Origin of the sequence: Vreelandella sp. F11, from assembly GCF_042466685.1 — a bacterium.
Taxonomy (GTDB): Bacteria; Pseudomonadota; Gammaproteobacteria; order Pseudomonadales; family Halomonadaceae; genus Vreelandella.
Window position 1 is genome coordinate 2,076,106 of sequence record NZ_CP170448.1, and the last position, 25,876, is coordinate 2,101,981.

Annotated in this window: 19 protein-coding genes; 5 read left to right on the forward strand and 14 right to left on the reverse strand. The window is 55.1% G+C overall.

Annotated features, from left to right (window positions below; translation table 11 throughout):
- Window positions 1–52: 52 nt before the first annotated feature.
- Window positions 53–1,774: a proline--tRNA ligase gene (locus ACFIOZ_RS09375; protein WP_386083456.1), complete on the reverse strand. Its 1,722-nt coding sequence runs from the start codon at window positions 1,772–1,774 to the stop codon at window positions 53–55.
- Between the two features lie 254 nt (window positions 1,775–2,028).
- Here ACFIOZ_RS09375 and ACFIOZ_RS09380 point away from each other — a divergent pair, with 254 nt between their 5' ends.
- Window positions 2,029–2,463: a hypothetical protein gene (locus ACFIOZ_RS09380; RefSeq protein WP_386083457.1), complete on the forward strand. Its 435-nt coding sequence runs from the start codon at window positions 2,029–2,031 to the stop codon at window positions 2,461–2,463.
- Window positions 2,464–2,547: 84 nt separating this feature from the next.
- On the opposite strand, the gene ACFIOZ_RS09385 is transcribed toward ACFIOZ_RS09380, so the two are convergent.
- The 3 genes from ACFIOZ_RS09385 to ACFIOZ_RS09395 all read right to left on the reverse strand — a co-directional run bounded on the left by ACFIOZ_RS09385 (window position 2,548) and on the right by ACFIOZ_RS09395 (window position 5,719).
- Window positions 2,548–3,963: an amidase gene (locus ACFIOZ_RS09385; protein WP_386083459.1), complete on the reverse strand. Its 1,416-nt coding sequence runs from the start codon at window positions 3,961–3,963 to the stop codon at window positions 2,548–2,550.
- Window positions 3,964–4,074: 111 nt separating this feature from the next.
- Window positions 4,075–4,917 carry a deoxyribonuclease IV gene (gene nfo, locus ACFIOZ_RS09390; RefSeq protein WP_386083460.1) on the reverse strand — a complete coding sequence of 281 codons (843 nt, stop codon included), beginning with the start codon at window positions 4,915–4,917 and terminating at the stop codon, window positions 4,075–4,077.
- A 46-nt stretch (window positions 4,918–4,963) separates the two neighbouring features.
- A complete protein-coding gene (locus ACFIOZ_RS09395; RefSeq protein ID WP_386083462.1) occupies window positions 4,964–5,719 on the reverse strand; it encodes a glycerophosphodiester phosphodiesterase family protein in 756 nt (251 codons plus the stop codon).
- Window positions 5,720–5,945: 226 nt separating this feature from the next.
- On the opposite strand from ACFIOZ_RS09395, the gene ACFIOZ_RS09400 reads away from it, so the two are divergent.
- The 4 genes from ACFIOZ_RS09400 (at window position 5,946) to glpK (ending at window position 11,623) form a co-directional block, all read left to right on the forward strand.
- Window positions 5,946–6,923, forward strand: coding sequence for an NADPH:quinone reductase (locus ACFIOZ_RS09400; RefSeq protein WP_386083463.1), 978 nt, complete (start codon window positions 5,946–5,948; stop codon window positions 6,921–6,923).
- 263 nt (window positions 6,924–7,186) lie between these two features.
- Window positions 7,187–9,145: an SLC13 family permease gene (locus ACFIOZ_RS09405; protein ID WP_386083465.1), complete on the forward strand. Its 1,959-nt coding sequence runs from the start codon at window positions 7,187–7,189 to the stop codon at window positions 9,143–9,145.
- Window positions 9,146–9,269: 124 nt separating this feature from the next.
- Entirely contained in the window at window positions 9,270–10,028 is a 759-nt protein-coding gene (locus ACFIOZ_RS09410) for a DeoR/GlpR family transcriptional regulator (protein ID WP_386083466.1), read from the forward strand.
- Window positions 10,029–10,138: 110 nt separating this feature from the next.
- Window positions 10,139–11,623, forward strand: coding sequence for a glycerol kinase GlpK (gene glpK, locus ACFIOZ_RS09415; RefSeq protein ID WP_386083468.1), 1,485 nt, complete (start codon window positions 10,139–10,141; stop codon window positions 11,621–11,623).
- A gap of 71 nt (window positions 11,624–11,694) precedes the next feature.
- Here the strand turns inward: glpK and ACFIOZ_RS09420 are convergent, their stop codons facing one another.
- From ACFIOZ_RS09420 to betB, 10 genes are all read right to left on the reverse strand, one after another.
- The gene (locus ACFIOZ_RS09420; protein WP_386083469.1) at window positions 11,695–13,338 is read right to left on the reverse strand and encodes a glycerol-3-phosphate dehydrogenase/oxidase; all 1,644 of its coding nucleotides are present in this window, start codon (window positions 13,336–13,338) and stop codon (window positions 11,695–11,697) included.
- Window positions 13,339–13,465: 127 nt separating this feature from the next.
- A complete protein-coding gene (locus ACFIOZ_RS09425) occupies window positions 13,466–15,229 on the reverse strand; it encodes an ABC transporter substrate-binding protein (protein ID WP_386083471.1) in 1,764 nt (587 codons plus the stop codon).
- Window positions 15,230–15,337: 108 nt separating this feature from the next.
- On the reverse strand, window positions 15,338–15,610 hold the full coding sequence (locus tag ACFIOZ_RS09430) for a DUF2160 domain-containing protein (protein WP_386083474.1): 273 nt from the start codon (window positions 15,608–15,610) through the stop codon (window positions 15,338–15,340).
- 12 nt (window positions 15,611–15,622) lie between these two features.
- Window positions 15,623–16,519, reverse strand: coding sequence for a carbohydrate ABC transporter permease (locus tag ACFIOZ_RS09435; RefSeq protein WP_386083476.1), 897 nt, complete (start codon window positions 16,517–16,519; stop codon window positions 15,623–15,625).
- A 1-nt stretch (window position 16,520) separates the two neighbouring features.
- Window positions 16,521–17,408 (reverse strand): carbohydrate ABC transporter permease, encoded by an 888-nt coding sequence (locus ACFIOZ_RS09440; RefSeq protein ID WP_088701626.1) that lies wholly within the window; start codon window positions 17,406–17,408, stop codon window positions 16,521–16,523.
- Window positions 17,401–18,501 (reverse strand): ABC transporter ATP-binding protein, encoded by a 1,101-nt coding sequence (locus tag ACFIOZ_RS09445; RefSeq protein ID WP_386083478.1) that lies wholly within the window; start codon window positions 18,499–18,501, stop codon window positions 17,401–17,403. The genes ACFIOZ_RS09440 and ACFIOZ_RS09445 overlap by 8 nt, the downstream gene beginning before the upstream one ends.
- Window positions 18,494–19,591, reverse strand: coding sequence for an ABC transporter ATP-binding protein (locus tag ACFIOZ_RS09450; RefSeq protein ID WP_386083480.1), 1,098 nt, complete (start codon window positions 19,589–19,591; stop codon window positions 18,494–18,496). Before ACFIOZ_RS09450 ends, ACFIOZ_RS09445 begins: the two co-directional genes overlap by 8 nt.
- 221 nt (window positions 19,592–19,812) lie before the next feature.
- Window positions 19,813–22,308 (reverse strand): acyl-CoA dehydrogenase, encoded by a 2,496-nt coding sequence (locus ACFIOZ_RS09455; protein ID WP_386083482.1) that lies wholly within the window; start codon window positions 22,306–22,308, stop codon window positions 19,813–19,815.
- 218 nt (window positions 22,309–22,526) lie between these two features.
- A complete protein-coding gene (betA, locus tag ACFIOZ_RS09460; protein WP_386083483.1) occupies window positions 22,527–24,200 on the reverse strand; it encodes a choline dehydrogenase in 1,674 nt (557 codons plus the stop codon).
- A gap of 196 nt (window positions 24,201–24,396) precedes the next feature.
- A complete protein-coding gene (gene betB, locus ACFIOZ_RS09465) occupies window positions 24,397–25,866 on the reverse strand; it encodes a betaine-aldehyde dehydrogenase (protein WP_386083485.1) in 1,470 nt (489 codons plus the stop codon).
- Window positions 25,867–25,876: the final 10 nt, after the last annotated feature.

The window sequence follows — 25,876 nt, forward strand, 5'->3', positions numbered from 1 at the left end:
TGTGGTGACAAGTCCAGCGCCGCTCGGCAAGGCTACGCAAAGCGTTGCGGTCTTAGCTACTCGCTTTCTCACGCAAAAAATCGATGATGTGATCTGCAGGCACCATGGTGGCTTCGCTATCTCGGCGCCCTTTATACTCCAGCTCGCCGTTGTCCAGGCTTCGGTCGCCAATTACCAGGCGATGAGGAACGCCCATCAGTTCCAAATCAGCAAACTTAACCCCGGGCCGGGTATCGCGGTCATCCAGCAGAACGTCTAAACCGGCAGCGGTGAGTGCTTGGTAAAGACGCTCAGACTCTTCGCGAACACGCTGGGACTTGTGTGCATTCATCGGCACCAGTGCCACCTGGAAGGGCGCAATAGCGTTAGGCCAGATAATGCCGGATTCGTCGTGGTTCTGCTCGATGGCGGCGGCGACCACGCGGGTCACGCCGATGCCGTAGCAACCCATCCAAGGATGGCTGGTTTTGCCGTTGTCGCCCAGTACATTGGCGTTCATGGCTTGGGAGTACTTTTGGCCAAGCTGGAAGACGTGGCCAACCTCGATGCCACGTTTGATAGAGAGTGTGCCTTGGCCATCCGGTGAGGGGTCGCCTTCCACCACATTGCGCAAGTCGGCTACCTCGGGCAGGGCCACATCACGCTCCCAGTTAATACCGAAATAGTGTTTGCCTTCAATATTGGCACCCGCGCCAAAGTCGCTCATCAGGGCAACGCTGCGGTCGGCAATAATCGGCATATCAAGGTTCACCGGACCAAGCGAGCCAAAACCTGCACCCACGGCTGCGCGAATTTCCTCTTCGCTGCCCATGGTCAGCGGGGCTGCCACTTGGGGAAGGTTCTCGGCTTTCACCTCGTTAAGCTCATGATCGCCGCGTACCAATAGGGCAATCAGGCCCCCTTCGGCGGCACGTACGATCAGGGTCTTGACCGTTTTCTCGATCGGCAGATCAAACTGCTCTACCAGGGCGGCAATGGTTTTGGCGTTAGGCGTATCCACCAGGTGCATCTCTTGGCTAGGCGCTTCACGCTGTATGTCGCTGCCCAGGGGAGCAGGCAGGGCTTCGGCCTTTTCCATGTTGGCAGCGTAGTCGGAGGCGTTAGAGAACACGATGTCATCTTCACCTGAACCCGCCAGTACGTGGAACTCATGAGAACCGGTGCCGCCGATAGAACCGTTGTCGGCGATGACCGGGCGGAAGTCGAGGCCCAGGCGCGTAAAGATGCGTGTGTAGGCGTTGTACATATCCTGGTAGGTCTGTTTCAGCGAGTCTTCATCCAGGTGGAAGGAGTAAGCGTCCTTCATGATGAACTCGCGAGAGCGCATTACCCCAAAACGTGGACGGATCTCGTCACGGAACTTGGTCTGAATCTGATAGAAATTGACCGGCAGCTGTTTGTAACTGGCGATCTCTTTGCGAACCAGATCTGTAATCACTTCTTCGTGGGTCGGGCCGACGCAGTAGTCGCGGTCGTGGCGATCTTTCAGGCGTAATAACTCAGGGCCATACTGCTCCCAACGGCCAGACTCCTGCCAAAGCTCAGCGGGCTGCACGGCGGGCATCAGTACCTCTTGAGCACCGGCACGGTTCATCTCTTCGCGCACTATGGCTTCCACCTTGCGCAGTGTGCGCAGGCCAAGGGGCAGCCAAGTGTAAAGCCCTGAGGTTAAACGGCGAATCATCCCGGCACGGAGCATTAGCTGGTGGCTAATGACTTCGGCGTCAGCCGGAGTTTCTTTGAGTGTGGCAATCAGTAATTGGCTGGCGCGCATGGGCGTGAGCATTCCTTAAGTTTTTTAAGACTGGTTTTTGAAACTGAATTCTTGAAAAAGTGCTTGGAAGCGTTGAATGGGGCCATTGTACGGCCTAGCGGTTAAAGCGGCAAAATAGTGCTTATGTTCAATTGATCTATGCTTTTGGATGGTTGTGCTAGACTGAGCAAGTTTTATGGCGCGATAGTCGGCAAAAAACGAAAGCTCAATATGCTATTTCGACTATCGTTACTATTTTGTTTGAGGGAACCTTCATGCATCAAGCAGTTCGTCGCTGGTTGACTGGCGCCGTGGTTGGCGTTTCCATCGTGTCATTGAGTGGTTGTGGTACGCTTTTTCACCCTGAGCGTAAAGGGCAATTGAGCGGTGATATTGATCCGGTTATTGCTGTCGCCAATGGTGTCGGCTTGCTGTTTTTTATTGTACCCGGAGTAATTGCCTACGCCGTGGATTTCTCTAATGGCACCATCTATTTGCCGGGCCGCAACAGCGCCTCAGTAGATGTTCACCAATTAGACGACGCTATGGATGTAGCCTCTCTTGAAAAACTGCTCTCTGAAACAGCCGGTCAGCCGGTGAGTTTGGAGAGCGAGTTAGTGATGATCGAAGAGATGGGCAGCTTGGACGAAGCGCTGGCTATGGTGCGTATGTCTGGCGTGTTAGACCAAGAGAAACTCTCGGCGATGTAATGCTCCTAATTGACCGCTAAAGCCCAGCCGAGCGTTATGCTTGGCTGAGCTTTTTCATGCGGCTCAGTTTATGCAGCCCAGCTGTCAAGCATACTGGGCGGGGTTGGGGACGCTGGGAAAGCGTGGTGGGTGCGCTTCCATATAGGCGTGGCAGGCACGCAGAACGCGCACATCATCAAATTTACCGCCCGCTAGCTGAAAGCCCACCGGCAAACCGTTATCGGTAAAACCGCAGGGCACCGACGCTGCGGGTTGCTGGCTGAGGTTAAACGGATAGCTAAAGGGTGCCCACTCCTCCCAATCCTGCATATCGCTGCCGGGCGGAACTTCCTGGTTTATTTCAAACGGTGGTATAGCCACCGAGGGCGTCATTAGCAGGTGGTACTCTTGATTAAAATGCTCCAGGCGCTGAGTTAACTCCGCACGATCTGACAATGCCCGAAACAGCTCAACGGCTTTCCAGGGTTCTGCCTCACGGGCATTGGCTACCATGCCGGGATCCAGCAGCGTGCGCTGGTGATCATCCATCTGTGACCACTGCTCTAAAGAGGCGGTAAACCACAGCTTGCGAAAGGTATCCAGCGGCGACGAAAAGCCAGGATGCACTTCGACGATTTCAGCGCCCAACGCCTCCAGTTTGCTGGCTGCTTCTCGCACGCGTTCGGCAACCTGGGGATCTACCTTGGCGTAGCCAAGATCAGCCGAGTAGCCAATCCTTAGCCCGGTTAAAGCTTTATCCAAATCCACTCCCCAGCACTCGGGCTGCCCGCGAGTGGCGTAAGGGTCACGGTAGTCGTAACGGCCCATCACGTTGAGCATGCTGATCGCATCCCGCACAGTGCGCGTTAACGGCCCCAGATGCGATAGGCTGGGCTCTTTAGCCGGCGGCCATTGGGGCGTCCAGCCAAAGGTGGGTTTGAAGCCAAACACACCGGTGAATGCCGCAGGGATACGAATCGAGCCGCCGGAGTCGCCGCCCTGGTGCAGTACCCCCATATTGAGCGCTGCGGCTGCGGCGGCCCCGCCGGAAGAACCACCGGGGGTTAACCGCGTATCCCAGGGGTTAGCCGTGGCGCCAAAGACACGGTTATCGGTCACGGCTTTCCAGCCAAATTCGGGTGTGTTGGTTTTGCCTAGTAGGACGGCGCCTGCTTCACGCAGCATGCGCGCGGGTGGCGCATCGGTGTCACATAGCGCTTCAGAAGAAGTTAGCGAGCCTTCTCGGCAGGGCATGCCCGCCACTTGGGTCAGGTCTTTAAGCGATACCGGCACCCCGTCGATGGGGCTGAGCGGCTTGCCTTGCCCCCAGCGCCGTGCCGAGGCTTTGGCCGCCGATTCCGCGCCGTCAGCATCCACATACACATAGGCATTAACCTCTGGGTTGAAGCGCTCGATCCGCTCCAGGGCGGCACGAGTCGCTTCAAGCGGCGAGGCTTCTCGGCTTCCAAACAAGTGAGTCAGGGTCTGGGCATCTAAACTGCCGAGATCGGTATCGCTCATTGCACACTCCTTACGTGGGCTGGGGCTTGAGTAAAGGAGTTTAAGCGTAGGCAAGCATTACCGGGCGTGCAAAAAGCGCTGCATCGTAGGCCGACTCTTTCTACCCGCTGTTCAGGGGGCTTGAGCGCGTAGCCAAGCTATTTCATCGGCCCATATCTCGGGCTCGATAGTCTCCAGGATCATGGGAATAGCGTTAATTCGTGGTTCCTGCATGATAGTGGTAAAGGCGGGCAGGCCGATGTTGCCTTTGCCCAGGCTATGGTGGCGATCCACGCGGCTGGCAAGGTTGCTTTTGGCATCGTTTAAATGCATGCCGCGCAGATACTCAAAGCCGACAACGCTGCCTAGCTCATCAAGGATTGCCTGGGTGGCCGCTGTCGTGCGTAGATCATAGCCCGCCGCAAAGGCATGGCAGGTGTCAATACATACCCCGACGCGGGTTTTGTCGTCCACGTGGGCAATGATTTCGGCCAAATGCTCGAAGCGCCAGCCCAGGTTGGTACCTTGCCCAGCGGTATTTTCAATCACCGCAGTGACGCCCTGGGTATGCGTTAGCGCTTCATTGACGGATTCTGCGATACGTTTCAAGCAGTCGCTTTCGCTGATTTTGTTCAAATGGCTGCCAGGGTGGAAATTAAGCAGCGTCAGTCCCAACTGCTCGCAGCGCTGCATCTCATCCAGAAAGGCATCCCGGGATTTGCGCAGGCCTTCCTTCTCGGGGTGACCCAGATTAATTAGATAGCTGTCGTGGGGCAAAATCTGCTTAGGGGCAAAGTCATGCTCGGCGCAGGCGTCGCGAAAGGCTTGAATCGCCTCATCGGTGAGCGGTTTACCTTTCCATTGACGCTGATTTTTGGTGAATAGCGCAAACGCATCCGCACCAATTTCCACCGCTCGCTGCACGGCTTGGTCTGCACCGCCAGCGGCGCTCACATGGGCTCCTAGGTACTTCACGGCGGACTCCTTGTCAGTGTGTGAACTTATCAACCATTTGTACTGATCAATGGCTATCTAAAAAGCGCTTGAACGCGGCGGGTTCATCGGTGATGACACTGCCAATACCCCACGCCCACCGGCTATGAAAAGCGCTGGGGTCATTGGCGGTATAGCAGAGTATTTGATAGCCATCGCGCTGTATAGCGTCGGCTTGGGCGCGCTTCAAACGCGGCCAGTGGGGGTGCACACTAAAAGCCTCGATAGCCTCGCACTGCTCACGCCAGCTTTTGGGCACGCTGCCGAACAGTACCCCCAGAGCAAGCCGCTCTTTGCTGGCAAATTGGCGACAGTGGCCAAGAGCAGCGGCATTGAAGGAGGAGATAATCAAGCGCTCGGGGGGGAGAGTATCGAGCATCTCCGGCAGCGCACGTTCCACCAGCGCGATAGGGTCGCGGCCTTTATTGACCTTGATTTCCATATTGACGCCCATCTCCAGCTCGTTAAGCAGTGCCAGCATTTGCGCTAAGCTAGGCATCTTCTCACCTGAAAAACGGTCATCAAACCACCCCCCAGCATCCAGGGTTTGCGCCTTGGCCCAGCTCATAGAGGCGAGTCCACCACGTCCGTTTGAACAGCGTGCGACATCGCTGTCGTGCCAAATCACTGGGGTGCCATCCCCCAGTAGCTGTACATCCAGCTCTACCCATTTTGCTCCCGCTTGGTGGGCTGCACGCACTGCAGACAGGGTGTTTTCAGGGGCCGCGGCGGAGTAGCCGCGGTGGGCAATCAGCGAGGGGAGTTGAATAGCGGGATGCGTCATGACAAATCTATAAGCCTTAGACGATAAAGAAGCGCTAATACTAGCATGGGCGCATGACAGCGGGATTGCATTGCCTCGCGTTCTAATGGGTAAAAATACGCTAGCGTGCTAGCTTGATTTAAACGCCGCGACGCGCTTGTATAGCAGCACCTGTTGCCATGCCTGCCACTATTCGGAGATGGTGTATCAACCGAATAATAAGCAAATTACACAATAAGGAGTCCTAATGTCTAAGCGTATTCAGTTTGCCCACACCGGTGGTTCTGAGGTACTTGAACTGGTCGACGTTAATCCTGTTGAACCTGGTCAGGATGAAGTGCGTGTTGCCAACAAAGCCGTTGGCCTTAATTTTATCGATATCTATTTTCGTACCGGGCTCTATCCGGCCCCTTCCATGCCTTCTGGCCTAGGCACCGAAGGGGCCGGTGTGGTCGATGCGGTTGGTGAAGGGGTCACACACCTTAACGTTGGCGATCGCGTGGCCTATGCCCAAGGCCCTTTGGGGGCGTATGCCGAACTGCACACACTGCCTGCGGCTAAAGTGGTCAAGCTGCCTGACTTCGTTGATTTTGAAACTGCAGCGGCGAGTATGCTCAAGGGGCTTACCGTTCAGTATCTGCTGCGCCAAACCTATCAACTAAAAGGTGGCGAGACCATTCTGTTTCACGCCGCAGCCGGCGGGGTGGGGTCGATTGCCTGCCAGTGGGCGAAGTCGTTGGGCGTTAAGCTGATCGGCACCGTTAGCTCTCAGGAGAAAGCGGATCTAGCCATGGCCAACGGCGCCTGGGCGACAATCAATTACAGCGAAGAGAGCGTGGTGGAGCGCGTACGCGAGCTTACCAACGGCGCTATGTGTGATGTGGTGTACGACTCGGTGGGTAAAGACACTTGGGAAATGTCACTGGATTGCCTAAAGTCCCGTGGACTGATGGTCAGCTTTGGCAATGCCTCTGGCCCGGTGGATGGCGTTAACATCGGTATTCTTAACCAGAAGGGCGCGCTCTACGTGACTCGTCCCAGCCTGAATGGCTACGCCGACACCCGTGAGCGGTTGGAGATGATGTGCGAAGAGTTTTTTGCCATGATCGAAAGTGGCAAAATTAACATCGATATCGCTAACCGGTACTCGCTGGCAGAAGCCGGCAAAGCCCAAGACGCGCTGCAAAGCCGTAAAACCACAGGGTCGTCTATTTTGTTGCCTTAGTAAGCGTCTTGCGATGCAACGAAACCCTGCAAGCCGCTGTTTATTTAAACCTGCTTTCACTCTACAGCCACTCCCTTAGCAGCTCGGCATTGCCGAGCTGCTCTGCTTTTATACGATAGGCGTTGATGAAACTATCCATTTGCAGGGGCTATACGTGTGTATAGTAAACGTCTAATGTGCATGAGAAATGGCCATGCTGTGAGCGTGGCGTGCATCAATCGCAGGCTGCCCCTATCAGACGGTGGCAAGGGAGTAAGAAAAGGATGTCGGCTGAGGACTTAAGTGTTGAAAGCTCAGGTGCGCAGGGCTCTGGGGTTGAGAATTCAGGCATTGAAACGTTAGATCTTGGCTGGCTATCGCTCGCGCCGAGCACGCTGGTGTTTATTGTGCTTGGGCTAACACTCGCCGCGTTTATCTGGGGGCGATTTCGCTATGACTTAGTGGCGCTGGCGGCGTTGCTAGGCTCTGTCATGCTCGGGCTAGTACCGGCCGATAGTGCATTCACCGGTTTTGGCCATCCGGCTGTGATTACCGTGGCTGCCGTATTGGTGCTTAGCCGGGGATTTGAGCGCTCGGGCGTGGTGGATATTATTGCCAATCAAGTGCTTAAGGTAGGTGAAAACCTGCTGCTTCAACTCTTGGTGCTCGTGGGTACCATCGTATTGCTATCGGGTATTATGAATAACGTGGGCGCACTGGCGCTGCTGCTACCGGTGGCGATGCGGCTTGCCCGTGAGCACAATACTTCCCCTTCCTTACTGCTTATGCCCCTGGCGTTTGGCTCTTTACTCGGCGGTCTGACAACGTTAATTGGCACTCCGCCCAATATCATTATTTCCAGTTATCGTCGTGAGGTGACGGATGAAGCATTTAGTATGTTTAGCTTCTCGCCTGTTGGTATTGCCGTTGCGCTGGCGGGGCTGGCCTTTATTGTTCTGGTGGGCTGGCGCTTGACGCCCAAGCGTAGCGGCCAGGCCTCTACGGATGAAATGTTCGATACCGCCAACTATTTAGTCGAACTGAAAGTGGGTGAAGAGTCGAAAGCTAAAGGCTTAACGCTTCAGCAGTTGCGTGATGAGCTGGACGAAACCATTCCTGTGTTAGCGGTGGTGCGCGATGACAATCGCCGGGCGGGGTATAACTTCCACGGCGCCCTTGAAGAGGGCGATATACTGCTATTAGAAGCAGGGCCTGATGAGCTCCAAATGCTGGAAGACAAAGTGGGGCTTAGCGCGATTGCTGAGCTGGATGAAGAGGCCGAAGACGATTCAGAAGTGAAGGACGCTGAGCATCCAGCCAGTGACAAAGAGGTAGATAAGGCTAAAAAGAAAGACGCTGCACAGGATCAACAGCGCGTGGATACCGAAGGCCTGCAGTTAATTGAGGCCGTGGTACGCAACGACTCTATGATGATTAACCGCAGCGTGCGACAGCTACGTTTAAACCACCAGTTTGGGCTGCACTTGGTGGCTGTCGCCCGGGATGGTGGGCGCTTGAAGCAGCGGCTGCGGGATATCCGCTTCAAGAACGGCGACGTTTTGCTGTTGCAGGGCAGTGAAAATGAAATCTCTGACAGCTTGGCCTCACTGGGCTGCTTACCTCTGGCTAGCCGTGAGTTGCACCTTGGCCAGCCACGCAAGCTAGCTGTCTCAATTGCTATTTTTGCTTTGGCGATCATAGCGATGCTGTTTGACCTGCTGCCGGCCGCGGTAGCCATGAGCACTGCGGCACTGATTTCGCTACTCATTGGTGTGCTACCGTTACGTGAAGGGTATCAGGCCATTGATGGCCCCGTTATCGTGCTACTTGCAGCGATGATCCCCGTGGGCGAAGCATTAGAAACCAGCGGCGGTGCGGATTTAATTGCTAATGCGCTGCTTAGCTTTGGCAGCGATTGGCCGGTAGTCGTGACGATGGTTGGGCTGTTTTTACTCTCTATGCTGCTTTCCAATGTGGTGAATAATGCGGCGGCTGCGCTGCTAATGGCGCCGATTGCGGTGAGTTTGGCCCATGGCTTCGATGTCTCAATCGACCCCTTCTTGATGGTGGTCGCTGTCAGTGCCTCCTGTGCGTTTTTAACCCCTATCGGACACCAATCCAATACGCTGGTGCTAGGACCTGGCGGCTACCGCTTTGGCGATTATTGGAAACTGGGCCTGCCGCTTTCGCTGGTAGTATTGGTGGTGGCGATACCGATGATTCTGTTGGTCTGGCCGCTATGATTTGAAATTGCAGCGCTTGGTCTAACAGTTTGCCCCCTGGCGGATTGTTGAACATTGCTATTAGATTTCGAAAATTTTGCTAGATTATGTTCAGATATCAATAAAAATCGAACAGGCCGGGCTCATGAATCAACAATTTCGTCAGGATGCCATTGTCGAGCTGGTTCGCCAGCACGGCTATATGAGCATTGAACAGCTCACCGAGCATTTTGCCGTGACGCCGCAAACCATTCGCCGTGATTTGAATACTTTAGCCGATGAAGGGCGGGTTCGCCGTGTCCATGGCGGGGTAGGTATCGAGTCAAGCACGGTGAATACCGCTTACAGCACGCGCAAAACGCTTCATCTGGAGGAGAAAGAGCGCATTGCACGCTGCTTAGCTCAGCACATCCCTAACCACTCCTCGCTGTTTATTAATATCGGCACCAGTAACGAGGTGATTGCTCAAGCGCTGTTAGAGCACCAAGGGCTTGAGATTATTACCAATAATCTTAATGTGGCCGCCATCCTGCAGCACAAAGAGGATTTTACCGTCATTATTGCCGGTGGTCAGGTGCGCTCCCGGGACGGTGGCATCATTGGTGAGGCCACGATCGACTTTATCAATCAGTTCAAAGTGGACTACGGCATTATCGGCATCAGTGGTATCGATGAGGATGGCTCGCTGCTGGAGTTTGACTATCAGGAAGTACGTGTTGCTCAGGCAATTATTGCCAACTCGCGGCGCATCTATTTGGCGGCGGACTACTCCAAATTTCATCGTAATCCAGTCGTTCGGCAAGGTAACCTGGAGCAGTTGGATGCGCTATTTACCGACCGTAACCCCCCGGATGCGATTCAGCGCTTGCTGACCCAACACGATGTGGCGCTCTACATTGCATAATGGGGCAGTTTCAGCCTTGAGCATTTTGGACGGCTAGAGTAGCCTTGGATGATAATAAAGCGAAAGTCAGTATATAAAATCGAAAGACAATACAACAAAGCGAACTCGATATGTCCTCTTTTATACTCGCCATTGATCAAGGCACCACCAGCTCCCGCGCCATTCTGTTTGACCGCCAAGGCCAGGTGGCGGCTGTTGCCCAGCAAGAATTTACCCAGCATTTTCCCCACGACGGCTGGATTGAGCACAATCCCGAAGACATTTGGGACACGGTGGTGGCAACTTGCCAAGACGTGATGCGCAACGCCGAGGTTTCTGCGGATCAAATCGATGGCATCGGTATTACCAACCAGCGGGAAACCACTATTCTGTGGGATCGGAAAACGGGTAAACCACTCTATAACGCCATCGTTTGGCAGGATCGGCGCACCTCGGATTTATGCCAGTCGCTGCGCGATAAAGGTCATACCGATGTCGTTCAAGCTAAAACGGGTCTGTTGATTGACCCCTACTTTTCCGCCACCAAGCTTGCCTGGATATTGGATAACGTTGAGGGCGCTCGGGAGCGCGCTGAGCAGGGCGAACTGGCGTTTGGAACGGTCGATAGCTTTTTAATCTGGCGGCTGACCGGTGGTCAGCAGCACGTGACCGATGCCACCAATGCTTCGCGTACGGCGCTTTTTAATATCCATACCCAGGAGTGGGATGAAGAGCTGCTGGCGCTGTTTAATATTCCCGCCAATCTGCTGCCCGAGGTGAAAGACTCCAGCGACGATTTTGGCACCACCGAAGCGCACTGGCTGGGCGCCTCGCTCCCCATTGCTGGGGTAGCGGGGGATCAGCAGGCAGCGCTGGTGGGGCAGGCGTGCTTTCAGCCGGGGATGGGTAAAAGCACCTATGGCACCGGCTGTTTTATGATTGTGAATACGGGTGAAACGCCATCGCTGTCGCGCAATCGTCTATTGACCACCATTGGTTATCGGCTTAACGGCAAACCGACCTATGCCATGGAGGGCAGTATCTTCGTAGCTGGGGCGACAGTACAGTGGCTGCGTGACGGCTTGAATCTGTTTGCCGACGCGTCAGAGACTGAAGCCTTGGCCCAGGAGACCCGCAGCGGGCACAGCGTTTATTTGGTGCCCGCCTTTACCGGTTTGGGCGCTCCGCACTGGGATCCGAAAGCGCGCGGCGCTATTTTTGGGTTAACCCGTGACACGGGCATTGCTGAAATCGTGGCTGCTGGCCTTCAAGCAGTCTGCTACCAAACCCGCGATCTGCAGCACTGTATGAACGACGATATGGAGGCTCCGCCAGGTACGCTACGCGTCGACGGCGGCATGGTGAAGAACAGCTGGGTGATGCAGTTTCTTGCCGATATGCTGGGTGTCCAGGTTGATCGCCCCACGATTCTGGAAACCACGGCGCTAGGAGCGGCTTACCTGGCCGGGTTGCGTCTCGGCTGGTATCAAACGCTGGAAGAGATCGAGCAGCTATGGCGCTGCGAAAAGAGCTTTATGCCGAAGATGGAAGAGGCTGCCCGCGAGCAGCTCTATCAAGGCTGGTTGGACGCCGTTTCACGTGTGCGCTCTACCTAAATAAGGCTCTGCAACTATAAAGCCCTCTCATTCAGTTGAGAGGGCTTTTTAATGATTAATGACTGCCTATGTTAAACCACTGGTGAAGAAGTAGGGGGCAGTGCGGTATCGCGATTCTGTTCAAAATAGTGGTTAAAACGGTCGTCAGCGTCGTCGCCAAATAGCACCCGACACGCCTCCTTTAAGCCACTGGATTGGCGTAACTGCTCATGCGGTACCACCAGTGAGACTTTGGCGCGGCGGCGCAGGAAATCCTCAAGCTGGGTGATCATCTCATGATCCCGGGCATGCTCGATCTCACAGCGAATGTACTCAGTGCCTTCAATTAAAATTTCGCCCTGAGCGGGATCCTGGCGAATTTTCTCGAGCATCTGGATAGCTTGGTCGGCGTAGCGCCGCCACAGCCGAGTAGAGAGTAGCTCTGATGACGTAGAGGCGGTCATGGCATCCAGGTTCATGCGCTTGGCTTGATCCATAAACTGCTGTTTCACGGGCTTGGGGGGTTCCCCATACCACTGAAAATTGGGGTCTGACAGTGTAACGCCCAGTTGGCTCACCGCTTCGGCAATTTCATCGCCAACGTTCAAACAGTCGGTAAGCTTGCCGCCAAAAATGCTGATATGTGCGCTTTCAACATTGGTATCAATCACGTGTTTGCGTGAAAGCTGTAGAAAATCGCGGTCATTGCCCTGGCTATCTTTAATGGCAAGGGGCCTTACGCCGCAACGCGTTGAGATAATGTCATCCTGGCTAAGTGGTTTATCCAGGGTGAGGCGTTTATTGATATTTTCCAGCACAAAGGCGATATCTTCGGCGGTAACGTCCACCTCAGGGTGTTCCATGTGGGTATCGGTGGTGCCGATACAGGTGCGATTGCCCATAGGAATGACAAAAAACAGCCTGCCATCGTCGGCGAAAAACGCGAGCACCCGCTGGGAGTCGGTTAGCTGCGGTACGATGAGGTGAATACCTTTTGAGTAGAGGTGATGATGGGTGGTTTTTTGGCCAGTCAGCTCGTTATGCTGATCTACCCAAGGGCCTGCCGCGTTGATCAGCACTTTGGCGCGGATGTCGAAGGTAGTGCCATCCATCACGTTACGCGCTTTGGTTACCCACACATCCCCCTCCCGTTCGGCGCCGAGTGACTCGACGTAGTTGGCGGCAATGGCTCCATAGTTGAGCGCGTGGCGCACAAAGTTAAACACAAACCGTGCGTCGTTATCGTGGAGGTAGGCATCGGAGTACTCAAAGCCTCCTACGGCGCCCTCAACATCAATAATCGGCTCTTGCTGCTTAATCTTGTTCGGCGAGAGCAGGCGCGGCAACTGAGTGAAGCCGTTGCCCATCAGCCAGTAAAGCCAGGTACCCGCCCACAGGTAGCGAGGTGAGTGGCGGAAACCTTTTGAAATAGTGGTCAGGAAGCGAATCTCCTGCACCGTAGACGGGTAGCTCTTTATCAAGTGGTTACGGCTTTTACACAGTTTGCGAACCAGCGCAAAATCCTTACTTTCCATATACTTAATGCCTCCCCATACGAGATTGGAGGAGTGCATGCTGGTACTGCCAGCGAAGTCGCCGCGATCAATCAACGCGACTTTGGCACCTTTGCCCGCCAGTGCCGCTGCGGTCGCCGCGCCGTTAATACCGCCCCCAATAATCAGGGCATCAAAGGTCTCAGTAGGTAATTTCTCGATGTTTCGATTTCGCAGTTTCATAGCGGATCCAATTAACCAATAAATAGCCCTGTTGCAGTGGGTGTTTTCTCTTGTGCTATGGCCTGCCGCCAATGAAACCCTTGGCAGGGCGGGCGGTTGCCCGCCCTGCAAGCGTTGCGCGTGGTGCTTATTGGCGCGTACCGGCGTCCATCCAGGCTTCCATCATTTCGTCATAAGGAATCGTGGTGCCTTGGGGCATTTCATTCTCCAGCTTGGGCTTGGGTGAGCCTTCCTGATCCAGCCAATATTGCGGATCCTGCTCTTCGTTGAGCACCGGGGCATAGCTGTCAAAAACGTTGGCCCGAGCCAAACGATTCATCGTGCTGTCCATATCCGCCGCCAGTTTATCGAGGCCTTCCTGAGGAGTGACTTCACCGCTCATGACAGGTGCCAGGTTTTGCCACCATAGAGGGGCCATACGCGGATAGTCAGGCACGTTGGTACCGGTAGGTGTCCAATTTGACTCGTTGGGGCTGCGGTAGAACTCCACCAGACCACCCAGTTTGGGCGCCATCTCGGTCATCTGCTCTGAGAAGATGTCAGATTCACGAATCGGCGTTAAACCGTGCATGAGTTTTTCCAACGACACCGTTTTCGACACGGTGAACTGGCCGAATAGCCACGCCGCGGTGCGACGATCTTCCGGCGTTGAGTCAAAGAACGTCCAGGCGCCTACGTCCTGATAGCCCACCTTCATACCCTCTTCCCAGTACGGGCCGGTAGGTGAAGGCGCCATGCGCCATAGCGGGTTGCCTTCATCATCAGTCACCGCGACCGCTGGGTCAGTCATGTCGGCGGTAAAGGCGGTATACCAAAAGATTTGTTGAGCGATATGGCCTTGAGCAGGCACGGGGCCGGCTTCACCAAACGTCATGCCCTGTGCTTCGGGTGGGGCGAAATCACGCAGCCAGTCGACCGCTTTTTGCATGGCAAACACCGAGGCCGGTGAGTTAGTTGCACCGCCGCGGCTAACGCTTGCACCAACAGGCTGGCTCTCTTCATTGACGCGAATACCCCAGTCATCTACCGGGTTACCTGAGGGAACGCCAGGGCTGCCCATGCCCGCCATGGAGAGCCAGGAGTCGTGGAAACGCCAGCCCAGTGAAGGATCACGGCGGCCGTAATCCATATGGCCATACACTTTGGTGCCGTCTATTTCACCCACGTGCTCGGTGAAGAACTCGGCAATGTCTTGATAAGCTGTCCAGTTGGTGGGCACGCCTAAGTCATAGCCGTAAATTTCACGGAACTGTTCCTGAAGATCTTCACGCTGGAACCAGTCATAGCGGAACCAATAAAGGTTCGCGAATTGCTGGGTAGGCAGTTGATAGAGGCTGCCATCTGGCCCGGTGCCGTACTGCAGGCCAATGAAATCATCCAGGTCGAGAGTGGGTAGGGTGTAGTCCGCCCACTCGTTCTCCATTGCCTCAGTCAGGTTGATGGTGGTGCCGTAGCGGATATGTGTACCGATGGAGTCGGTGTCGTTGACGAAGCCGTCATAAATGCTGTTACCCGACTGCATCTGGTTCTGCATGGTGTCTACCACATCACCTTCACCAATGATGTTGTGGGTCAGATTGATACCGGTGAGTTCACTGAAGGCTTCGGCCAACACTTCGCTTTCATAAACGTGAGTCGTGAGGCCTTCGGCCACGGTTTGGATATCCATGCCACGAAAAGGCTCCGCAGCGTTGGCAAACCACATCAGCTCTTCGATCTGCTCTTCCCTGCTCAGGGTTGAGTTCTGGAAGTGCTCGTCGACCAAGCGTTCAGCGATGGCACGGGTATCCTGCTCCTGCGCTGACAGCGTACCCGACGCCAGCATCAAGCCAGCGGCGAGGGTTGTCAGTTTGAACTTAGTCAGTCTGGACTTGTTGTAGTGCTTTTGCATGTTGACCTCGTTTTGTTGTGTTCTTCCTTGATGGCTTTGCCGTCCTTGATACCGATTAAACGCTGGTGGCATTTCCTAAGGGCTAGTCCCAAGGGCTATTCCAAAGGGCTAGCCCCAGCGCATTAAAACCAGCAGCCATAGGGCTGATACCGCTAGTGCTATCCAAATGGAGAGTGACGTGAACCCAATCACCCCCAAATGGATAAAGGCTGCAGAGAGCAGACCGATAAACAGCCGATCCCCGCGAGTGGTGGCAATGGGTAAAAACCCTTTGCGCTCAATGGTTGGCGACAAAATCTCCCATACCGTCATGCCTGCCAGCATGGCGGCAATTGATGAAAAGAATATGGCGGTGGGTACGGTCCATACCATCCAAGACATAGCTAGATCTCCTTAGGTACGGCCCAGGGCAAAGCCCTTGGCGATATGATTACGAACGAAATAGACCACCAGAATGCCGGGGATGATGGTGAGTACACCGGCGGCTGCCAGGGTGCCCCAGTCAATCCCGGAGGCGGTGGAGGTGCGCGTCATGATCATGCCAATTGGCTGGGCGCTGGTAGCGGTCAATGTTCGTGCTAGCAGTAGTTCTACCCAGGAGAACATAAACAGGAAGAACAGCGTGACGCCGATGCCTGAGCGGATCATGGGGATAAAAATCTTGACGAAAAAGCGCGGAAAACTATAGCCGTCGATATAGGCGGTTTCGTCGATCTCCTTAGGTACGCTGCTCATAAAGCCTTCCAGGATCCAGATTGCCAGCGGTATGTTGAACAGGCAGTGAGCCAGTGCTACCGCAATGTGGGTGTCGAACAGGCCTACCGAGTAGTAGAGCTGGAAGTAGGGCAGCAGGAATACCGCAGGCGGCGCCATCAGGTTAGTCAGCAGCCAGAAGAATAGATGCTTGTCGCCAATAAAGGTGTAGCGGCTAAAGGCGTAGGCGGCCGGTAACGCGACGCAGATGGTGATGAGCATATTCATCGCTACATAGAGCATTGAATTGACGTAGCCCATATACCAACTTGAGTTGGTAAAAATACCGATGTAATTATCAAGCGTTACGTTTTGTGGCCACAGCGTCATGGAGCCCAGTATTTCGCTGTTGGTTTGTAGTGACATATTGAGTAGCCAATAAATAGGCAAAATCATCAATACGAGATACAGGCCAAGTAAGATGCGCGAGCGCCAGCGAGAGCGGGCGGAGCGGTTGCGTCGCTGGGCAGGTGAAACCTTGCTAAAAATCGTGTTGTACTTTTCACCGCGCTGGGTGTTTTCGAGTTGATAGCTCATTTCAAGCACCTCCATGCGGCGGTTTATCTTTCTGCATATTCATAATGGTGGTGTAGAACACCCAGCTCACAAGCAGAATGACCAGGAAGTAGATAAGCGAGAAGGCAGCAGAAGGCCCGAGATCCTGTTGGCCGATCGCCATGGTGGCCAGCGATTGACTTAGGAAGGTAGTGGCGCTACCCGGCCCGCCGCCGGTGAGTACAAAGGGCTCGGCGTAGATCATGAAAGAGTGCATAAAGCGCAGTAGTACCGCGATGACGAGCACATTGGTGAGCTTGGGGAGCTGGATATAGCGGAACACCGCCCACTTAGACGCCCGGTCGATGCGCGCTGCCTGATAATACGCTTCGGGAATCGAGCGTAGGCCGCTGTAACAGAGCATGGCCACCAGCGGTGTCCAGTGCCACACGTCCATTAAGATGATCGTTACCCAGGCATCACCGGCATTACGGGTAATGTTGTAGTTAATGCCGAGCTCGCGCAGGCCCCAGCCCATTAGGCCGATATCACCACGGGTAAATATTTGCCAAATACTGCCGACCACGTTCCAGGGGATCAGCAGCGGCAGGGTAATCAGGATCAGCACCGCCGAGGCCTGCCACCCGCGTTTGGGCATAATCAGCGCGATGCCAATCCCCAGCGGAATCTGGATAGCGAGAATAATCAGCGAGAATGAAATTTGGCGCAGAAAAGCTGCCTGCAATGCCGGGTCGTTAAGCGTGGTTTTAAACCACTCGGTACCGGTAAAAAATGTCGCGTAGGGCCCGAGCACGTCCTGCACCGAGTAGTTGACTACGGTCATCAGCGGAATGATGGCGGAGAACGCCACCAATACCAGCATGGGCAGCACCAGTAGCCAGGCTCTGTTATTGGGTACTTTGTTATTCATTGCCAGCCTCCACCAGGTATTCATCGACATACAGCGCCAAGTGCGCATCATCGAAGTGCGCAAACGCCGTTTCACCTACCGGCTGATGTCCCTCTGGCAGGCGGGCTTTAAATGTCTGATCGTTGAGCTTAAAGGTAAGCAGGGAGTAGGTGCCCAGGTCTTGCACACTAACCACTTTAATCGGAATGCTATGGGACGTTGGGCTTGAACCAATGACGATAAACTCAGGACGTATACCCAGTTTGATATTGGTAGAGCTAGCGTTGGCGACGGCATGCTTCATCTGCTCACTAACCGGCAGTGGCTGTGAGCCGAACATGACTTGATCGTCTCTGCATTCCACTGCCATAAAGTTCATGCCGGGGCTGCCAATAAAGTAACCCACAAAGGTGTGCGCTGGGCGCTCGAACAGCTCTCGGGGCGTGCCGAACTGTACCACCTGGCCTTCATACATCACGGCAATTTTATCCGCGAAGGTAGAGGCCTCTAGCTGATCATGGGTCACATAGATCATGGTGATGTTAAAGCGTTCGTGAATCTCCTTGAGTTTGCGGCGTAGTTTCCACTTAAGCTGGGGATCGATTACGGTGAGCGGTTCATCAAACAGAATCGCCGTGACGTCATCGCGCACCAAGCCACGGCCCATGGAGACTTTCTGCTTCTCATCGGCGGTCAGGTTTTTGGCTTTGCGATCCAGCAGCGGGGTCAGCTCAAGAATATCGGCGACTTCGAGCACCTTGGGTTTCACCCGGTACTCGGGGGTATTCATATTGCGCAGGGGGAAGGCGAGATTGTCGAACACCGTCATGGTGTCGTAGATCACCGGAAACTGGAAAACCTGGGCAATGTTGCGCTCTTCCGGAGGCAGCTCGTTGACCCGATGCCCGTCGAAAAGTACGTCACCTTCTGAGGGTTCAAGCAGGCCAGAGATAATGTTCAGGAGTGTCGACTTGCCGCATCCTGATGGACCTAAAAGCGCATAGGCGCCGCCCTGATGCCATACGTGATCCATCTGTCGGATAGCATAATCCGCCGCGCCCTTGGGCGTTTTCTCGTAGGAGTGCGCTAGGCCTTTTAAGGTAATCTCAGCCATGGGCCGCTCCTCCCTGACGCGCAGGAATATGTACCGTATGGCCCTGCTTGTCGAAGGCGTAAAGCTGGTGGGTAGGGAAGTACACTTTCAAGGGTTGCTTAACACTAAACTGGTGTATACCTGCTAAGTGCAGAACGAGAGGAAAGCGTTCGTGATGAACATGCAGGAAGGTTTCAGAACCGCTAATTTCCGCTACATCCACATGCACATCCAGCGCTAGATCGTCAGCCTGTTGAGGTTGGAGTGTGAGGTGGGAAGCACGCACGCCAAAGTCGTAATCACCTGGCTCAAGGCGCTTTAGCTTCTCATCGCAGGGAAAGTGCAGCGATTGATCGAAGGTGATCTCGCTGTCGGTCAATTGGCCGGGAACAATATTGATCGGTGGTTCAGAGAACATTTCTGCGCTAAAGCGGCCGTTGGGCTCGCGATAAACCTGCTCGGTAGGGCCGTATTGAAGCAGTTTTCCTTCATGAAGTACCGCCGTATTGCCCCCTAATGCCAGTGCTTCATTGGGCTCGGTGGTGGCGTATACGGCGATACAGTTACGCGCCTTAAACAGCTCGCGCAGTTCATCGCGTAGCTCTTCGCGGAGCTTGTAGTCTAGATTAACCAGCGGCTCATCAAACAGGATTAAGTCGGCGTCTTTGACCAGTGCTCGCCCCATGGCGGTACGCTGTTGCTGACCTCCGGAAAGCTCTTGAGGGTAGCGATTAAGTAGCTGTTCGATATGCAGCATTTCAGCGATTTCGCCAACCCGCTTATCAATTTCGCTTTTAGGCTGCTTGGCTAATTTCAGTGGTGAGGCAATATTGTCGTAAACGGTAAGACTGGGGTAGTTAATAAACTGCTGATACACCATGGAGACATTGCGCTTACGCACTGAGACGTTTGTGACGTCTTTGCCATCCATAATTACTTTGCCGCGGGTGGGGGGCTCAAGTCCCGCCATTAAGCGCATTAACGTGGTTTTCCCGGCCAGCGTTCGACCCAACAGCACGTTGAAAGAGCCTGGCTCAAGAGCCAAGTCTATTCCGCTGATATGCGGCACACCGTTAACGATGTGATCGATATTTTGTAAATGTAAGGACATGCCGATCTCGCTAGCGTCATTGTTGTTGGAGAGTTTTGTAGATTTATTGAATAGTGCAGATCGTTTTCGTTTACGAAAGGCTAGTTGATCGTTTGCGAACTTGCAACGCGTTTTTGGCGCATTTGACTACGCATTTAGGCGTAGAAAGTGAACACAAAAAAGCCGCCCCCCTGGGGCACAGGGGACGGCCGTTTTACTGGTAACGCTTTGAAAAATAGGAATTACTTAACGTTTTCCTCCTCCTGCTTCTGCTGTGTGAACGCTGGCACAGGTTTTTCATTGTGATCGATCAGTGTGGACTTGTTCTTGGCAAAGGCATCGTAGGCGAAATCGTCCACGGTGAGCATTTCCAGCACTTCAGCCTCGAAGGTGCGCATAAAGTCGGCATCCTCAGTACTGATCAAGCCTTTTTCCAAGCCAGCCTCGACCCGAGCTTCAGGGTGTAGCGCCGTCTGCGGCAGCTCGCCTTTGGCGTACGCCTTGTTCACCGTGCGGTAGATTGCTTCAGCGCGATCATAATCCACCAGCAGGGCGTTGTAGCGGGCCAGCGGGTTGCGCTGTTCACCGTCATCAGCGTCCCAGGTGTTTTCCAATAGCTTGGTGCGCAGTGCGCTGTGCGTAGAAACACGCTGGGCAATATCGCGCGCCAGGTCGTCGTGGGGCTTGTTCCAGCGGCGGCCGGTGGGCATCACCACGGCGTTGAGCGTTTTGCCCAGGGCACGGTTGGGAAGATTATCGAAAATCTCCACAAACGCCTGTTCTGCACGCTGGAGCAGGAAACGGCAACTGTAGTGCAGCAGCGCTTCTTCACCTTCTACTTTACTACCTGCCTGCCACTGCTTGAGCACCATGGAGGTGAGGTAGAGATTCGAGAGCACATCCCCCAGCCGTGCAGAGATCATTTCACGTTTCTTCAGTGCTGAACCCAGGCTCGCCATGGCGGCATCGGCACATAGACCAAAGCCAGCGGAGAGGCGGGCAATATCCTGGGCATAAACCGCAGCGGGGCCATCAAAGGGAACGCTGGTTTTACCGATGCCAAAGCCCAGGGTAAAGGCACGCGCCGCGTTTCCAAAGATCAAGCCTGCGTGGCCGAAGAAAGCCTTGTCGAATGCCTTCATATCGTTAGCCTCTTTGGCGGCCAACTCATCAAGCACATAAGGGTGGCAGCGGATAGCGCCCTGACCAAAGATCATCAGGTTACGGGTCATGATGTTGGCGCCTTCCACGGTAATCGCTACCGGGTTGGCGCTATAGCCGATACCCAGATAGTTGCGCGGGCCGAGTGTCACTGCCTTGCCGCCGTGAACATCCATGGCGTCGCTGAGTAGCACGCGTTGGAACTCGGTTAACTGGCTTTTCAGAATGGCCGAGGGCACGGCGGGTTTTTCGCCGTGATCGATCATATTGGCGGTTTGATACACGGTGGCCTGGGAGATATAGGCCAGCGCGGCCATACGAGCGAGAGGCTCCTGCACACCTTCCATCTCGGCAACCGGCACGTTGAACTGGCGGCGAACGCGGGTGAAACCGCCGCTCCAACCCAGGGCGTAACGTGCAGTGCCGGTAGCGCCTGAGGGCAGCGTGATACAGCGGCCGATCGAGAGGCACTCCACCAGCATGCGCCAGCCCTGACCGATCATGTCTGGGCCGCCAATGATGGTGTCCAGTGGTACAAAGACATCTTTACCGATAATCGGGCCGTTCATAAACGGGCTGCCGATAGGGTGGTGACGGCGGCCAATTTCCATGCCGTCGGTATTGCGGGGAATCAGCGCCAGGGTAATACCGCGATCTTCTTCGTCACCAAGCAGTTTTTCGGGGTCAAACAGACGGAAGGCCAAGCCCACCACAGTGGCGATGGGTGCCAGCGTGATCCAGCGCTTCTCAAAGTTAAGGCGCAGGCCAAGCACTTCTTCGCCATTAATGGTTTGCTTGCACACTACGCCGGTGTCCGGCAGCGAGGTAGCGTCAGAGCCTGCGCGTGGGCCGGTGAGGCCAAAGCAGGGAATTTCACGGCCATCGGAGAGGCGCGGCAGGTAGTGATCTTTCTGCTCTTGAGTGCCGTATTTGAGCAGTAGCTCGCCGGGGCCTAATGAGTTAGGCACACCCACGGTGACCATCAAGGTTTCGTTGGCAGAGAGCTTTTGCAGCACCATGGATTGCGCTTTAGCTGAGAAGCCGAGGCCGCCGTACTCCTTCGGAATGATCATGCCGAAGAAGCCCTCTTTCTTCAGGAAGTCCCACAGTTGCTGAGGGAGGTCGGCCCGCTCTTGGGCAATATCCCAGGCGTTGCACATGCCGGCCGCTTTGGCGCACTGATTGGCCAGAAAGGCTTTTTCATCGTCGCGCAGGCCACCATCTTTAAAGGCGAGCAGCTTTTCCCACTGTGGCTTGCCTGAAAAAAGCTCGCCATCCCAGGAGACGCTGCCCGCTTCCAGCGCCGTCCGCTCTGTAGCAGACACTTTAGGGGCTACCTTTTTAAAGGTGGCGAATAGGCGCGGTGTGAGCCACTTGCGACGAAGTGCAGGTAGGCCAGCCACTGCGACGGCGGCTGTGCCAATCAACAGCAGCACGCCAATGATTTCGGCATCAAACAGCAGGCCAACAAGGCCCAATACGCCAAGCACCGCTATTGCCGCGGGGGCGCCTGCCTCGCGGCGCATCACGACGAGCAGGCCAGCAATGGCGAGCACGATAAGAAGTAGGGTGAGCATAGTGTCTCTCTCAGTTGGTGGCCTTTAGTGCTGGCCAGCTGTTGTTAGTTAAAGTGTTGGTTAAAATGTTTAATCGAACACTTGTTTGAATATTGGCAGATGGTACCCGCTTCGTGCAAGTATTTAGGCATGTTTAGCGCCGTAAATGCGATGCGCTGATCAAAAAAAACGCCATGGCGACAGACCATGGCGTTTTGAGTAGAAAATCGGCTAAATGTTCAGGCGCGTTTGGCCGGTGCGTCGTTAGCGACGTAGTAGTCAACATTAGCTCGGGGGAGCGGCTCAAGACCTTTAATCCGGTCAGCGATTTTCTCCGCCAGCATAATCGTTGGCGCGTTCAGGTTGCCGGTAGGGATCACCGGGAACAGTGACGCATCGACTACGCGTAGACCCTCAATGCCATGAACGCGGCCCTGACCATCGGTGACTGCCATCTCGTCATTGCCCATCCGACAGCTGCCGCAGGGGTGGTAGGCGGTTTCGGCATGCTGCTTGACGAAGGCATCCAGTTCAACGTCTGTCTGTACGTCTGGGCCGGGGGCTATTTCACGGCCACGATATTTATCAAACGCTGGCTGGGCGATGATGTCGCGGGTGAGGCGAATGGCGTCGCGGAACTCTTGCCAATCTTTCTCTTTGGCCATGTAGTTGAACAGTATGCTGGGTGCGGCGTGAGGGTCTTTCGAGGTTAACCGAATGCGACCGCGGCTTTCCGAGCGCATAGAGCCAACATGGGCCTGGAAGCCGTGAGCTTGCACCGCGCTTTTACCGTTGTAGCTAATCGCGATAGGCAGAAAGTGGTACTGCAGATTGGGCCACTCCTCTTCATCGCGGCTGCGGATAAAGCCACAGGATTCAAACTGGTTGCTGGCGCCGACGCCAGTCCCTTTAAACAGCCACTCGGCGCCAATTTTGGGCTGGTTGTACCACTTCAGCGCTGGGTAGAGGGAAATCGGCTCTTTGCACTCGTACTGGATGTACATTTCCAGGTGATCCTGGAGGTTTTCACCTACGCCGGGCAGGGCATGTACTGTTTCGATACCGAGTTCGTTGAGCAGTTCTGGGTTACCGATGCCTGAGCGCTGAAGAATCTGTGGGGAGGCGATGGCGCCACCGCAGAGCAGCACTTCGCGGCGTGCGTTGGCCTGCTGTTTTTCGCCTTTCTGCTCATAGCGAACGCCCGCCGCCCGCTTATCTTCAAACTCAATGATGTCGGTGACGGCATGGGTTTCGATGGTGAGATTGTGGCGCTGTTTGGCAATATCCAGGTATCCACGGGCCGTGGAGGCGCGGCGGCCTTTGGGCGTAACGAAGCGATCCATGGGGCCGAAGCCCTCTTGCTGGTAGCCGTTAACGTCTTCGGTTTCCGGGTAGCCCGCCTGTTTTCCCGCTTCGATAAAGGTACGGTAAAGCGGGTTGTTATCCGCTTTTGGCGTGGTCACGCTGACCGGGCCGTCGCCGCCGTGGTAGCTGTTGGCACCGATGTCGCGGGTTTCGCTCTTTTTGAAGTAGGGCAGGCAGCTAAGGTAGTCCCACTCTTCAAGGCCGGGCTGTTTGGCCCAGTTATCGTAATCCAGGGCGTTGCCGCGGATATAGCACATGCCGTTAATCAGTGAGGAGCCGCCAAGGCCTTTACCGCGGCCACACTCCATTCGGCGGCCGTCCATATGTGGCTCGGGGTCGGTTTCAAATGCCCAATTGTAGCGCTTGCCCTGCAGCGGGTAAGCCAGAGCGGCGGGCATTTGAGTGCGGAAATCAAAGCGATAGTCGGGCCCGCCCGCTTCTAACAGCAGGACGCTGACGCTGCTATCTTCGGTGAGGCGAGTAGCGAGCACATTGCCCGCCGAACCTGCGCCGATAATGATGTAATCAAATTCGCGTGGTTGAGACATAGTGAATTACCGAGGCTGAAGATGGGGCGGGGCTTGCTGGCGGTAGCTTTTCGCGAGGGCGCTGCTTCCGCCATCTGACCGCCACGGATGGCGGGAATGCCGAAACTGAAGGGATCAGGTTTCGGCCATGGCGAAAGACCCTCGCTCAAAGCTACCCCCAGTGCCCTTGGCAAGTGAGTCGCATAACCAGAAAGAGTTAAAACACTGACTCAAACGGCCCCATTTCAATCTGTACGGACTTGGTTTGGGTATAGTGATTAAGCGTCTCGATGCCGTTCTCGCGACCGATCCCCGACTCTTTATAGCCGCCTACCGGCATCTCAGAGGGTGACTCGCCCCAAGTGTTAATCCAGCAGATTCCTGCTTCCAACTGATGAATTACGCGGTGGGCGCGGTTCAAGCTTTCGCTGAAGACACCGGCGGCCAGGCCATAGGTGGTGTCGTTGGCGCGGCGAATGACTTCCGCTTCGTCATCAAAGGCGAGTACCGACATCACTGGGCCGAAAATCTCTTCCCGCACGATACGCATATCGTCGGTGCAGTCGGTGAATACCGTTGGGGCTGCCCAGGCGCCATTAGCAAAACTGCCAGTGTTCCAGTCGCCGCCACCCACGAGCAAGCGAGCGCCTTGCTCTTTGCCCAGGGCAATATAGGAGAGGACTTTCTGCTGGTGTTCAAAGCTGACCAGCGGCCCAAAGTTGACGCTGGGATCCATTGGGTCGCCTGCTTTGATGCGCTTAACGCGCTCGACCAGCTTGGCTTCAAAGGCGTCTTTAACGCTGCGCTCAACAAATACCCGCGTACCGTTGGTGCAAATTTGGCCACTGGAGTAGAAGTTGGCCATCATGGCGGCATCCGCAGCGCGATCAAGATCTGCATCGGCGAAGACCAGTAGCGGCGACTTACCGCCCAGCTCCATGGTGACGTCTTTTAACGTTGAGCTAGCCGCGGCGGCCATGACCTTTTTACCGGTGCCCGCTTCGCCGGTGAACGAGACTTTGGCGATGCCGGGGTGCCCGGTAAGCATGGCGCCCACTTGCCCGTCGCCCTGCACCACGTTGAAGACACCGTTTGGTAGTCCAGCCTCGGTGAATATCTCCGCCAGTTTCATCACGGTGAGCGGGGTGACTTCGCTGGGCTTAAACACCACCGCGTTGCCTGCCGCCAGTGCCGGGGCGGCTTTCCAGCAGGCAATTTGAATCGGGTAGTTCCAGGCGCCAATCGCGCCGATCACACCCAACGGCTCACGGCGGGTGTACACAAAAGAGCTATCGCGCAGGGGAATCTGGCTGCCTTCGATAGCCGGTGCCAAGCCTGCGTAATACTCCAATGCGTCTGCACCGGTCACAATATCAACACTGGCGGTTTCGCTGATGGGTTTGCCGGTATTGCGGGTTTCCAGCTCGGCCAGTTCGTCATTGCGCTCTCTTAATAGCGCGACAGCGCGAAGCATGATGCGCGAACGCTCCATACCGGTCATCGCAGCCCACTCGCGCTGGCCGCGTTGGGCGGCGGCAACGGCTGAATCGACATCGGCTTGACTGGCTTGGCCGATAGTGGCTAGCAGGCTGCCATCAAAAGGGTTGGTAACGGTAAACGTATTGCTTGAAGTGGCGTCTACCTGGCGACCATCAATATAGAGTGGCTGTACGTCTTGAGCGGCCATGTAGGACTCC